Below are 13,270 nucleotides of genomic sequence, written 5' to 3'. Positions count from 1 at the left end.
CCAGCTGCGATCCTCTTGCCGGCCTGGAGAAAATATTCATTAGATGTGAGCCTTGCGCATTGTCTGGAGAATCCGATTGCTCGGTGGTCCTGGTGAGCCAGAGCGGGGCTGACGCTTCCTCAGGGTGTGAAGCGGACCCTCAGGAACCGTTGCAACAGGCTAATTCGTTCCGATGGTTACAAGGCGCCTGTCGCAGGCCAATCGCGGATCATCTCGTGCGAGTTGATCCGCGTGCTGTTCCCTAGTCTTTGGTGCCGACCTTGTTTTGAACGGCTTCCTTGCCCGCGACATTCAACTGCGTTGGTTCGAGCTTGACGGTGAGTTTGTGCAGTGAACCGGTGAATGCAAACGGTACCTGATAATCCTTGTCATCGACGGGGGTGCCGGTGTCGGAACCCACATCGAAACTTTCATCCACACCGAAGACGAATGGAACGCTGTGGGGGATCGTCTGACTGGCCAGTTGCTTGCCATCCACCGATAGCACGCCGGTGCCGCCTTTACCGAATCCCGGCCCGGCATATTTGAAATCAAAGCGGATGCTGTGCTTTCCGGGGGTGAGCGCCTCGGTCCCTTCCCAGCGGAATCGCGCAACGCCTTCAAGGTTGTAGTTGAAGATCGGCTTACCTTTCAGGAGGTACAGCGCGTAACCCCCAAAGCGCCCGCCGTCGGTCACCAGGACACCGTCGCCGCCGTTTTCCGGAACAGTGATGTCAGCCGTAATGAGGTAGGACTTGTTCAACACGTTGGGCTCGTTGCCTGGAAGAATGCCCGTCACCGGCGAAAGGTATTCGAACTCGGTGCGTCCGGCCACGATGCTCGGCCTTTGTGCAATGACGCGCGTAAATGCGGAAGCGTCGAGCGGCAGCACCTGATATTTGTTCGCTTCCACCCAGAACAGATCCTGCAGTTCCTTGAGTTTTGCAGGGTTGGCGGCGGCGATATCGTCATTCTGCGTCCAGTCCTTGGTGATGTCGTACAGCTCCCATTTGACGCCATTGACGATGTCCTTGGGTGGCTGAGAAGTAATGTCCCAAGGTGCGCGGTAGGGCGTCGTCGATGCCATCCAGCCTTCGTGATAAAGCGCGCGCATTCCAAACATCTCGAAATACTGCGTGGTGCGTGTAGAAGGCTTTTCGGCATTCTGCTTGTCGAAGAGGTAAGCCATGCTCGTGCCTTCGATGGGCTTTTGCGCAATGCCGTCTACCTGGAGCGGTGCATCAATGCCGGTGGCTTCAAGAATCGTCGGCTCAATGTCAATGACGTGGTGGAACTGGTTACGAATGCCGCCGGCCTCCTTGATCCGGTTCGGCCAGGAGATGGCCATGCCCTGGCGGGTGCCGCCAAAATGCGAAGCAATTTGCTTGGTCCACTTGAAGGGGGTGTCCATGGCCCAGGTCCAACCCACGGCCATGTGTGGATAGGTCTGGTCCGACCCCCAGGCATCCAGGTACTTCATCTGTTCGGCGACCGGCACGTCGATTCCGTTGAACGTGGTCATCTCGTTTGGTGTGCCGTTAGGGGTGCCTTCTGCGCTACCGCCGTTGTCACCACTGATGTAGATAATCAGCGTGTTATCGAGCTTGCCCATGTCATCAATCGCCTGGATCACCCGACCGATTTCGTGATCGGTGTACGCGAGATAGGCCGCATAGACTTCCATCTGGTGGGCATACAGTTTTTTCTCGTCCGCCGAAAGTTCGTCCCATTTTTTCAGTGAATCCGGCCACGGTGTGAGCTTGGCAGTCGGCGGGATAACGCCAAGCCGCTTCTGATTGGCGAAGATCTGTTCGCGCGCAGCATTCCACCCCATGTCGAACTTGCCCTTGAACTTGTCGACCCATTCGGGCGTCGGGTGATGCGGCGCGTGGGTACCGCCGGGCGCGTAGTAAAGAAAAAATGGTTTCTTCGGATCGAGCGCATTCAATTCATTGACATAGCCAACGGCGTCATCCGCCATCGCGGTGATCAGGTTCCACCCCGGTTTGCCGACGTAAGGATGGATGGGTGTGGTGTTGCGCATCAAATTGCCCGGTTGCCACTGGCTGGTTTCGCCGCCCATGAACCCGAAGAAATAATCAAAGCCCATACCAATGGGCCACTGATCAAACGGGCCGGCCTGACTGATCTGGAATGACGGCGTGTTGTGGTTTTTTCCAAACCACGACGTTGCATAGCCGTTGTCCTTGAGAATTTTGCCAATGGTCACCTTGTCCTTGGTGATGACACTGTTGTAACCGGGATACCCCGTCGAAATTTCCGAGATGACGCCGAAACCGACGGAGTGGTGATTGCGTCCGGTAATCAAGGCTGCACGTGTGGGTGAGCACAGTGCCGTCGAATTGAATTGCGTGAAGCGCAATCCGGCTGCCGCGACGCGATCCATACTCGGCGTCGGGATGAGACCGCCAAACGTACTGGGTGCACCGAAGCCGACGTCGTCAGTGATGATCAACAAGACGTTCGGCGCATTTTTGGGAGGCACGACGGTCGGGGACCAGTAGGGCGTGGAGGTCGTGGCGTCGAGGTTGATGACGCCGCCAAACGCAGGGGGAGGGTTGGGTAGGTATCTGCCGTCGATGGTCGTGGTTGCACTGGGTGAACCGGGCGTGCCGTTGACTTCCTGTGGTGCTGCATTGGCACAAGTCAGCATGGCAAAGGCCAGCCCTGCACCAAGCCCGTTGTGCAGCCAATTTGATTGAGTCCAGTTTGCAATGGCCATGGCCAGCTCCTGTAACCCCCCGAAACCCCAAGTTCCGAGTGTAGAACCGTTTTCGTCGCTTGCCAGTCCAACTCATGGACCGCTCGGGTGCCGTTGACTTTGGAGGCGTGGTGTCTATACCTGATCTTGATACTCATCAGGTTCAGCAAGATCCGCAGACTGATATGAGGAGGAGCGCAAATGCTCGTCAGGAAACGGCGTTTCGGTATCACCATCGTCTGCGCCGGGATCGTGTTGGCTTGCGTGGCGTTTGCGGGTTACCGGCACATTCGCGGCCCCGAGCCGTTGACGCTGGGTGATGGAAAGAATGGCCCCTTGGAAATGGTCTGGCTTCCTGGTGGCGAGTTTTTGATGGGGAGCGATCATAAACAGGCTCGCCCCAATGAGGGGCCGGCGCACAAGGTACGACTCGACGGGTATTGGATCGACCGCTACGACGTCACCAATGCCGATTTCGCCCGGTTCATCGCTCAAACGCATTACGTCACCACCGCCGAGCGCAAACCCCGATGGGAAGATCTGAAAGTCCAACTGCCGCCGGGTACGCCTGAGCCAGATGACAGCGAACTGGTGCCTGGCGCATTGGTTTTTGTCGGCACAGACAGGCCAATCCCACTTAATGATTTCAGCCAGTGGTGGGCATTTGTCCCGGGGGCCGACTGGCGTCACCCGCTGGGGCCAGACAGTACAATCGAAGGCAAGGAAACCCATCCTGTTGTTCAGGTTTCACGTGAAGATGTGCAGGCGTACGCCGCATGGGCGCACAAGCGCCTGCTTACAGAGGCTGAATGGGAGTACGCCGCAAGAGGCGGGCTGGAACAAGCGAATTATGCATGGGGGAATGACTTCTCACCCGGGGGAGAAAAGATGGCGAATACCTGGGATGAAATACAGCCGTTTCCCGTGACCGGACCCAGTAACACATTCAAAATTGGCACCAAGCCGGTCGGCAGTTATCGACCTAACGCCTATGGACTCTACGACATGTCCGGGAATGTTTGGCAATGGGTCGCCGACTGGTATCGTGCCGACGCGTTTAGCGTTGGGCTCAAGCGTCAACCGGCGGGCGAAGCAGCGGTAAACCCGGTGGGGCCTTCCGACAGCTATGACCCCGAACTTGGGGTGACGGCCCATGCACCGCAGCGTGTCATCCGAGGCGGATCTTTTCTGTGTAGCGACAGTTACTGCACGAGTTTTCGAACCAGTGCCAGGCAGGGCGCAGACCCTATGAATTCCATGTCGCATCTCGGCTTTCGCTTGGCGATGAGTCATGACCAATGGGAAAAGAACCGTTGAATACAAAATACTCGCGGGCCATGCGTGAAAACACGTTTAGTCGACATGACCCCGTTGCGAAAACTTCAAGTCCGTCTGAATGAGCGAGCACGCTAACAGTCTCATTCTGTTGGGTGAAACCCTGCAATGTTCAGTAATCCGCCTGTTAGCCGATAACTGGAGAACCACTTAGTTATTGGCAAGCCCAAATGGATCAGATTCTTTCCCTTCTCTCCGATACCATTCCCAAAGCCCAAACCCTTGAGCAGCTGACGCGTCCCTTGCTGGCCCTGCTCAGCCAGGTAACCGGTATGGAGTCGACCTACCTGACGACCATTGATACCGACGAGGGTGTCCAGCGTATCGAGTTCGCACGCAACGTCGGTGAGATGGTGATTCCCGAAGGGCTGGTGGTGCCTTGGACAGATACCCTGTGCAAGCGGGCGCTGGACGAGAATCGCATGTACTCGGATAACGTTGCCGACTGTTGGAGTGATTCGCAGGCTGCCGCGGCCCTGGGTATCAGAACTTACGTGAGCGCGCCCATCAGATCCCAGGATGGCCAGGTGCTGGGGACGGTATGTGCCGCCAGCTCGGATCAAGTGACTTGCTCTGCTGAAGTGGAACCCTTGCTGATGCTGCTCTCAGGGTTGCTGGGGTATTCCCTTGAACGAGGGCTGCTTGTTGAGCGGCTCCAGGCCGCCAACGCCGAATTGACCAAACTGGCCCTGACAGATCCGCTAACCGGCCTGTCCAACCGGCGTGCCATTTTGAACGATGCCGCGCGCCTGTTCGCCCTGGCCCAGCGGGAGAACAAGTACATCCTGATGGGGGTCATCGATCTGGATGGCTTCAAGTCCATCAACGATACCCACGGCCACCTGGCTGGAGACCAGCTACTGCGCGGTGTGGCCGCCCAACTGCAGCATGGCCTCAGAGCCAGCGACATCATCGGGCGTACGGGAGGAGATGAGTTCATCGTGATCGCCTTGGGCACACCGTGCGAGCACTCGGCCCCGGCAAACGACAGGCAACATGCCGCCGAGCTACTTCAGGATCGCCTGTCCAGGGCGACGATAGGGCGATATGCGCTGGGTGACGGTGTTGGTGACATTCAATATACCGGCGCGAGTGTCGGGGTCGTGGCAGTGATACCGGGCAGCGTGACGGTGGACGAGGCCACCAAGCTGGCAGATCGCCAGATGTATAAGGTGAAGCAGCAGCGAAACCGACAACGGTTGTAGGAAGGCCGAAGGTCGGTCGGGGCGTTTTTTGCCAGTCATGACTACGCAGCGTCATCCTCAAATTCGATGCGAATGACTGGCCGGATGCAAAGTCTTTGCAATGACCCACCAGATGACCGGACTGTTTGAACCCTCTCAGCGGCGGGGCGTTGATGACGTTTTTGCAGGCGAATACGTCGCCATCGGGACAACCGTTTCCACAGGGTGTTTTGTGAGTGACGTGAAGCTGCCATTCAGGGCGGCAGTTATTTGAAAAGATGTTTGCCGCGGTTCAGACAAGAGAACTGCTTTTTCAATAGAATCGAGTCCTCACGGCCCGTGATCTGTGCCTGCAGAAATCAAGGGCAATACGCTGCCTGTCCATCACCACTCACTCCTCCCAGATCGACACCCATGCCCGAAGAGTTCGAAGTTCCAAGCCCACACGAGCAACATATTGAGCACACCACCCATCATGCGCATGCACGAGGCGACAGCTTTGCCAGCAGGATTGCGGTGATGACGGCGATCATGGCGACCGTCGGCGCCATGATGAGTTATCAGGCCGGCTCAACGGAGAGTGAGGCGGCCATGGACAAAAACAACGCTGCCATCCAGAAGACCGAAGCCGCCAACGAGTGGAATTACTACCAGGCCAAGTCCAGCCGGCAGAACCTGTCGGAGCTGGCGAGCCATCTCCCAGGGCTGGATTCCGCCCACTATGCCGCTGAGGCGCGGCGCTACGGGGAGCAGAAAGAGGAGGCGCGCAAGAAGGCCGAAGTCCTCGAGCAAGGGGCACGCGAGTGGGACGAAAAGTCAGAGCTGGTGCTGCATCAGCATCATCGCTGGGCCCAGGCAATGACGGCGATCCAGATAGCCATTTCGCTGGCGGCCATTACCTTGCTGACGCGTAAGGAATGGCTCAAGCGGGTCTCGTTCGGGGCCGCCGGTGTTGGCGTCATGTTGGGTTCACTGGCCTGGCTGCACCTCTAAGCGAGGCCTGAATGTTCCACGGTCATTCAGGCAATCCGGCCAACCGCAGTCCATCGACGAAGCGCGCGGAATCTTCGGGTCGCTGGATCGGCAGCCAGTCTTTCAGGTTGCCGAGGCGCAAAGCGGGATCCAGCTCCCGGAGACGCTGCATCGCCAGCCTCGCTTTATCCATTCGTCCGCTGAGGGCATGACTGGCCGCGATCACTGCCACCGGGGGCAGGAAACCGGGCAGATTGCCCAGCGCCTTTTCCGCCCATTGCGTCGCGAGATCGAAGCGTCCGGCGAAAAAATGCGCGAGCGCCATTCCGATCTGCATCCTGAACATTTCCGGATCCAGCGGACTCAAGCGAACGGCATGGGCCAGATGCTCGATGGCGGCGTCCGTTTCACCGCGCAGTGCACGCAGGATGCCACCCAGGAACCAAGCGGGGGCGAGGTTGGGATTGAGCAGGCGCGCCCTGTCGAGCAAGGCAATGCCGCCGTCCACATCACCGGTGAGATGGCCCAATGCATGTCCACCTCGGGTCAACGCGACCGCATCATCCCGGCCAAGCGTCACCGCCATACGCCCAAGTCGTATGCCCTCGGCGATCTCTTGCGTCCGATCAGTCATCCAGCCATTGATTTTGCGCCAGAAGTGGCACCAGGCTGCCATGCCATAGGCCGATGCAAATTCCGGATCGAGCTCGATGGCCTTGTAGAACAGCGGCAACGCCTCATCGAGGGCTTCCCGGGTGCCGTTGTGCAGTTTTGCCATTGCGCGCAGATAGTAGTCGTAGGCGTCCAGGCTTTCCGTCGGTTTGCGCTTGGCGCGTTCGATTTCTGCCCGTTCCAGTTGCGGCGCGATGGCGCCGACGACGCTTTCGGTGATTTGGTCCTGTAGCTCGAAGAGGTCGTTGAGCGTGCCTTCGAAGCGTTCCGCCCAGATATGCGTCCCGCTCGTCGCGTCGATGAGTTGCCCGGTGATGCGCACTTTTTCCCCGCACTTGCGCACGCTGCCCTCCAGCAGGTAGCGAACGCCCAATTCCTGGCTGACGCCCTTGGCGTCCACCGTCCGCCCCTTGTAGGTGAAGCTTGAATTGCGCGCGATGACGAACAGCCAACGGATACGCGACAGGGCCGCGATCAGATCTTCCACGATGCCGTCGGCGAAATACTCCTGCTCCGGATCGCCGCTCAAATTCTGGAAGGGCAAGACGGTAATCGAGGGTTTGTCAGGGAGGAGCAAGGAGGGGGGCATTGCTTTCGCTGCTGGGGCCGAGTGCTCATCGATGACCGTCCGTTGCGGCTGCTGCGTTTCGCCGTTCCCGCTGACCTTGATCTGGCCGACGAAGCGGTATCCCTTGCGGGCGACCGTGCGCACCAGGCGCTGTTCCTCACCGGTATCGCCAATGGCTTTGCGCACTGCATTGATGTGGCTGGTGATCGTCGATTCCGAGACGATCCGGCCGTTCCACACCGCCTGGAGCAGATCGTCCTTGCTCATGACGCGATCAGGGTTGTTGACGAACAGCAGCAACAGATCGAAAACCTGCGGCCCGACGGCCACGACTTGCCCGCGCAAGGTCAGTTCCCGGCGCTCCTCATCGAGCAGGTAGTCTTCAAACACGAATGGCAAGGTGAGGATCCTCTGGCAAAGCGCCCTCAACTCCGTGTCCCAGGCGACTGACGATTGGTATTGGGGATTGATGATACGGCAGCCCCAAAGCCGCCGCACCGTCGGCGGCAGAGACGACGTCCGGCATCGATGTCCTTGGACGTAAAACCAAGCTTTCGTGGAGGGAAAACCACGGCAGGCACAAGGACTTCGTAGGCGCACGCAGGCAATCTCCCCTTAAACCGACGCAATGCTTGCCGTCGACACGTGGAGAACGCCCATGAAAATCGTCGTCATCGGAGGCTCCGGCCTCATCGGATCAAAACTTGTGAAGAACCTGCGCGAGCGTGGCCATGACGTGCTCGCAGCCAGCCCCAGCACGGGCGTCAATAGTATCACCCGCGAGGGCCTGGCCCAGGCGATGGATGGTGCCGACATCGTCGTCGACGTGGCGAACGCGCCGTCGTGGGAGGACCAGGCCGTCCTCGAGTTTTTCGAAACTTCCAGCCGTAACCTGCTGGCCGCTGAAGCGGCCGCCGGTGTTGGGCATCACGTTGCGCTGTCGATTGTCGGGACCGAACGGCTGCCCGAGAACGGCTATTTCCGGGCCAAGGTTGCGCAGGAAAGCCTTATCAAGGCTTCCGGCATTCCTTACTCCATTTTGCGTGCCACGCAGTTCTTCGAATTCGTCGGCGGCATTGCCGATTCGTTTGCCGTCGGCGAGGAACTTCATGTATCGCCAGCGCTGATCCAGCCGTTGGCGTCCGACGACGTGGTGGCGGCACTCACCGACGTCGTGCTGGCAGCGCCGCTCAATGGCACGGTCGAAGTCGCGGGGCCCGAGGCCATGCCGATTGACGAGCTGGTCAGGCGCTTTCTGCGGGCCACTCGGGATACTCGCCGGGTCGTGCCGGACGTGCACGCGCGCTACTACGGCGCCGTGCTCGACGATCAATCACTGACCCCCGGCCAGCATCCGCGCCTGGGCGCGATCCGTTTTGAAGACTGGCTCGCCCGGTCAATGGCCGAAGCCGGTCGCTGAAGCCACCAGCGACCCCTCAGGAAGGCGTCGCCCCGGTCATGGGGCGCGCCGTCATCACACTTACCCTCGAAGGAGTATTGCCATGGTTACCCGATATCTATTGGCTGCGGCTTTCGCAGCACTTTCAATCGGCACAGCGTCGGCCGCCGAGCCGCCCCCCGGCAAGGTGACCGTCGTGTTTGACCGGCCCATTCCCAACATTCCGGGCAAGAGCATGAAGGGCGTGGTCGTTGAGTATGGGCCGGGCGCCGCGTCGCCATCCCACACCCATCCGAAAACGGCCTTCATCTATGCAACGGTGCTGGAGGGCGCGTTTCGCATCAAAGTCAAAGGCCAGCCGGAAAAGATCTACCACGTCGGAGAAAACTTCGTAGAAGAGCCGGGTTCCGTACACGAAGTCAGCGCCAACGCCAGCGACACCGAACCGGCACGCCTGTTGGCCGTGTTCGTCCTCGACACTGACGAAAAAACGCTCGTCACCCCCATCAAAAAGTGAGCCGATCCGCCCGCTGATAAAGGCTCGACAGTCGGGCGGCAGGCCTCTGCTCTATCCATGTACTGAACCGGGGCTTTTGCGCCTTTAGACGCCCTCGCGCAGCGCATTGGAAACAAGCGAAAACGCCGGAGAGGGTTGCCGTCGGCTGGGGTAGTACAAATAGTATCCAGCGAACGGGGGGCACCAGTCTTCCAGTACTCGCATCAGCCTGCCTTCCTGAAGATGGGGTGAAAATTCCTCTTCGGGCAGGTAGGCAATGCCCAGTCCCGCCAGCGCCGCCTCCACGATGTGGACAGAGGTGTTGAACGTCAGTTGTCCGTTGACGCGCACGTTCAATTGCTTGTCGCGCCGCTCAAAGTCCCATACGTAAAGCCCGCCGGATGTCTGCATGCGCTGGTTGATACAGTTATGGTCCATCAAGTCCCGTGGGTTTTTCGGAATGGCACGGGTGGCAAAGTAGGCGGGTGTGGCAACCACAGCCATTCGTAACGGTGGTCCTATGGGCACGGCAATCATGTCCTTATCGATGGTGTCGCCCAACCGAACCCCGGCATCAAAGCGATCCGCCACGATGTCTCTGAATCCGTAATCGACGTCGAACTCGACCTTGATATCCGGGTATTGGTGCAGCAATGGGGTGAGTTTGGGCAGCAGGGTTTTGCGCAGGACGTGATCGCCGCAGGTGATGCGTACCAGGCCGGCTGGCTTGTCGCGCAGTTCTGTCAGTACATCCAGTTCCGCTTCGATTTCATCGAAGCGGTGGCCGATGGCCTGCAACAGCCGCTCGCCAGCGACCGTAGGCGAGACGCTGCGCGTGGTACGTGTCAGTAACCTGATCTGAAGGCGCGCTTCCAGGCCGCTGATCGCCTGACTCAGCGCCGATTGGGTCACACCCAGCAGCGAGGCGGCGCGGGTGAAACTCCCTTCTCGCGCCACGGTGACAAAGGACAGTAAATCGTTGAGGTTCCTTCTGACCATATCGCCACTGCCCTTGATTCCATTGATTAGTTGTACTTATAGCCTTATTAAGTATTCATTAGCTAGTCGCTGGAAAGTCCTTGCCTCACCATGCCAGTCATGAATATGAATGAAAGCGAGGCCTCGATGGCCACTGTTATCCCGATACCTGAGGCCCATGAACAACCCGCGTACTGGAGCGGGGTGTTTGCAATGACGCTCTGCGTTTTCGCGTTGATCGCTTCGGAATTCATGCCTGTCAGCCTGCTGACGCCGATGGCCGATGATCTGCATGTCACCGAAGGGCTGGCCGGGCAGGGCATCACGATCTCCGGTGCGTTCGCGGTACTGACCAGCCTGTCGATCCCCTGGTTGGCTGGAGCCGTCAACCGCAAGACGCTGTTGTTGGCCCTGACCGGGATGATGGCTGTATCCGGTGTCGTGGTCGCAATGGCGCCTGACTATCAGACATACATGGTTGGCCGTGCGCTCATTGGGGTGGTCATCGGTGGTTTTTGGTCCCTGTCCGCTGCAACGGCCATGCGCCTGGTGCCCGCCAGCCAGGTGCCCAAGGCCTTGGCCATCTTCAACGGTGGTAACGCGTTGGCGACTGTGATCGCCGCACCGCTGGGCAGCTACCTGGGGGCGGTCATTGGCTGGCGCGGTGCTTTCTTCTCTCTGGTACCTGTAGCGGCGATCGCCCTGGTTTGGCTGTGGGCCAGTCTGCCGGTCATGGAGGCGGGTGAGCGCACGTCGGGCTCCGCCAATGTCTTCAGACTGTTAAGGCACCGTGCCGTGGCGTTGGGCATGGCCGCCTGTGCTGCTTTTTTCATGGGGCAGTTCGTGTTGTTTACCTATCTGCGGCCGTTCCTCGAAACAGTGACGATGGTTGATGTCTCTACGCTGTCGTTGATCTTGTTCGTGATGGGCGCAGCGGGCTTTATCGGCACCCTGATGGTCGGTTCGTTCCTGAGGCGCGGCCTGTTCCGGACACTCGCGACCATTCCCTTACTGATGGCAGTGATCGCCTTGGCGCTGATCCCCTTTGGCGCCTCGGTCGTTGCCATTGTCATGTTGCTCGGATTCTGGGGACTCGTGGCTACGGCGGCGCCTGTCGGCTGGTGGAGTTGGATAGCGCAAGTCCTGCCCAGGAATGCCGAGGCCGGAGGTGGCCTGATGGTGGCGGTGATTCAGTTGGCCATCGCTTTGGGCTCGACCGTTGGCGGCTTGCTGTTCGACCGTCATGGCTATCAAAGCACTTTCGTGGCGAGCGCAGCGGTGCTGTTGCTGGCGGCACTCCTGACTTATTTGACATCGGGTTCCAAGGCGCCCCGGGGCGCCTGAGACAGGCCGAGGGGCTACGAATCGTGTTTACCCAAGGCCAGTTGCACATCAACTGTTTCCGACGTTATGCACTCGGTGCGCTCCACAGTGTCCTGGCTGAGGATCTTTAACTGATATCATTCGGCAACTGTAAACCGAGTAGAAAAAATGAATCGTCAAAAGAAACTAAAGCAGTTATTCAAGGCAAAGGCCAAAAAGGCGAGCGCCAAACTGGCACCGGTAAAAAAGAACAAATACATCAGTAAAGCCGACCGCTTGAAGCTGGCTGCCGAAGCCAGTGTCGACTCAAGCACGCCCTCTGAGAGCTGATCCCGATAGTTTGAGGCCTACCGGAATTTCCGGGTTTGATCGGGCCGTGCATTCCACTGGAAAGTGCCGCGAGGACGCGGCCTGACCATTCATTCACGCCGAAAACGTTTGCGGTTCCGACTCGCGTTTCTGCATCTGAGCAGGCATTAGCCGCAACGGCGCCTGCCGATCGGCCATTCAACTGATTGCGCCTTGCAGGTCTTCGACCCGCTCTTCCAGCCGCCCTCGCTTAGCCCGTTTCCGATCACTTTCTCCACACTTTGCGCCACCCATCACCGGCTGCATTGGCACCTTGCCGATAAATTTTGCCGTCTCGTGTTGACAGCCCGATTCGTTCGCTTCTAATCTGCATACAGCGCTGCACACATGACGGCGCACAGCGATGTAGATTTGTACCTTCCTGCCTACAAGAACGAAATATCGGAGAGGTCAAAATGGCTCGGTTCCTTCCTCGCACCATCCGCAACATGCTCGTTTGTGCATCCGCTATCGGCGCGCTGCTCACCCAGGTCCCGGCCCAGGCGGCTGACGTTTCACTGTGGAAAGACATACAGAAGGCCGGTGTTTTGCGCTGCGGGGCCGCGGTTGCCGCGCCCTACGTCATGCGCGATGCGCGTTCCGGCGAATACAGCGGCTACTTCGTGGACCTGTGCCGTGACTTTGGCGAGCGGGTGCTGAAGGTCAAAGTCGAGTTCGTCGACACCAACTGGGACAACCTTGTGGCGGGGTTGCAAGGGGGCAAATGGGACATGGCCATGGCGCTCAACCAGACGCCTGAGCGCGCACTGGCGGTGAGTTTTTCAGTGCCGGCCACGGACTATCAGGTCTCGCTGCTGATCAACAAGGACAACCCGAAACTGGCCAGTGCCGGCAACACCATCGGCGACTTCGACAAACCTGATGTGACCTTCGCCGTCATGTCCGGTACCGCTCAGGACAAGGCCATTTCGGGCGTCATCAAGCAGGGCAAGATCATGCGCCTGCCGGGTATGGACGAAGTGCGCATGGCCGTGATGTCCAAGCGCGCCGACGTGCTGGTCGATGCCAGCGACACCAATCATCTGTTCGCCGTGGCCAACCCTGGCTGGACCAAGGAGGTGCTGCCAAAACCCGCGCTGGCCAAACAGGGTGTGGCGTTTGGGGTGCGCCGGGACGTGAGCGCCGCCGATTTGCAGACGCTGAATATCTACCTCGCCCAGCGCCGCGAGACCGGTGAAATCGACGCCTTGGTCGACAAGGCTTCGCAACTGGCCAACGCCGACAAAACCCCTCAGTAAATCCCGCCGATGGCGAGCGCGCAGCGGGCTGCGCG

The 13,270-nt window shown here is 59.1% G+C and carries 11 protein-coding genes; 8 read left to right on the top strand and 3 right to left on the bottom strand.

Annotated features, from left to right (window positions below):
* Positions 1-241 precede the first annotated feature (241 nt).
* Positions 242-2,722 carry an arylsulfatase gene (locus tag BLV61_RS04340; RefSeq protein WP_208604200.1) on the bottom strand — a complete coding sequence of 827 codons (2,481 nt, stop codon included), beginning with the start codon at positions 2,720-2,722 and terminating at the stop codon, positions 242-244.
* A gap of 180 nt (positions 2,723-2,902) precedes the next feature.
* On the opposite strand from BLV61_RS04340, the gene BLV61_RS04335 reads away from it, so the two are divergent.
* The 3 genes from BLV61_RS04335 to BLV61_RS04325 all read left to right on the top strand — a co-directional run bounded on the left by BLV61_RS04335 (position 2,903) and on the right by BLV61_RS04325 (position 6,213).
* Positions 2,903-4,018: a formylglycine-generating enzyme family protein gene (locus tag BLV61_RS04335; protein WP_090462809.1), complete on the top strand. Its 1,116-nt coding sequence runs from the start codon at positions 2,903-2,905 to the stop codon at positions 4,016-4,018.
* 188 nt (positions 4,019-4,206) lie between these two features.
* The gene (locus BLV61_RS04330) at positions 4,207-5,241 is read left to right on the top strand and encodes a sensor domain-containing diguanylate cyclase (RefSeq protein ID WP_047530367.1); all 1,035 of its coding nucleotides are present in this window, start codon (positions 4,207-4,209) and stop codon (positions 5,239-5,241) included.
* 393 nt (positions 5,242-5,634) lie between these two features.
* Complete coding sequence (locus tag BLV61_RS04325) at positions 5,635-6,213, top strand: DUF4337 domain-containing protein (protein ID WP_047530364.1); 579 nt, start codon at positions 5,635-5,637, stop codon at positions 6,211-6,213.
* 22 nt (positions 6,214-6,235) lie between these two features.
* Here the strand turns inward: BLV61_RS04325 and BLV61_RS04320 are convergent, their stop codons facing one another.
* Entirely contained in the window at positions 6,236-7,831 is a 1,596-nt protein-coding gene (locus tag BLV61_RS04320) for a winged helix-turn-helix domain-containing tetratricopeptide repeat protein (RefSeq protein ID WP_047530362.1), read from the bottom strand.
* A gap of 259 nt (positions 7,832-8,090) precedes the next feature.
* Here BLV61_RS04320 and BLV61_RS04315 point away from each other — a divergent pair, with 259 nt between their 5' ends.
* Both BLV61_RS04315 and BLV61_RS04310 read left to right on the top strand, forming a co-directional pair.
* Positions 8,091-8,852, top strand: coding sequence for an SDR family oxidoreductase (locus BLV61_RS04315; RefSeq protein ID WP_047530360.1), 762 nt, complete (start codon positions 8,091-8,093; stop codon positions 8,850-8,852).
* Positions 8,853-8,934: 82 nt separating this feature from the next.
* Entirely contained in the window at positions 8,935-9,348 is a 414-nt protein-coding gene (locus tag BLV61_RS04310; RefSeq protein ID WP_047530358.1) for a cupin domain-containing protein, read from the top strand.
* A gap of 84 nt (positions 9,349-9,432) precedes the next feature.
* Here the strand turns inward: BLV61_RS04310 and BLV61_RS04305 are convergent, their stop codons facing one another.
* Positions 9,433-10,326: a LysR family transcriptional regulator gene (locus BLV61_RS04305; RefSeq protein WP_047530355.1), complete on the bottom strand. Its 894-nt coding sequence runs from the start codon at positions 10,324-10,326 to the stop codon at positions 9,433-9,435.
* Between the two features lie 126 nt (positions 10,327-10,452).
* On the opposite strand from BLV61_RS04305, the gene BLV61_RS04300 reads away from it, so the two are divergent.
* The 3 genes from BLV61_RS04300 to BLV61_RS04290 all read left to right on the top strand — a co-directional run bounded on the left by BLV61_RS04300 (position 10,453) and on the right by BLV61_RS04290 (position 13,235).
* Entirely contained in the window at positions 10,453-11,649 is a 1,197-nt protein-coding gene (locus tag BLV61_RS04300; protein WP_090469756.1) for an MFS transporter, read from the top strand.
* Positions 11,650-11,796: 147 nt separating this feature from the next.
* Positions 11,797-11,958: a DUF2986 domain-containing protein gene (locus BLV61_RS04295; RefSeq protein ID WP_081997906.1), complete on the top strand. Its 162-nt coding sequence runs from the start codon at positions 11,797-11,799 to the stop codon at positions 11,956-11,958.
* A 434-nt stretch (positions 11,959-12,392) separates the two neighbouring features.
* Complete coding sequence (locus BLV61_RS04290) at positions 12,393-13,235, top strand: transporter substrate-binding domain-containing protein (RefSeq protein WP_090462807.1); 843 nt, start codon at positions 12,393-12,395, stop codon at positions 13,233-13,235.
* Positions 13,236-13,270 lie beyond the last annotated feature (35 nt).

The organism is Pseudomonas mohnii (assembly GCF_900105115.1).
Lineage (GTDB): Bacteria > Pseudomonadota > Gammaproteobacteria > Pseudomonadales > Pseudomonadaceae > Aquipseudomonas > Aquipseudomonas mohnii.
This window is presented reverse-complemented; position numbering and strand designations above follow the sequence as displayed.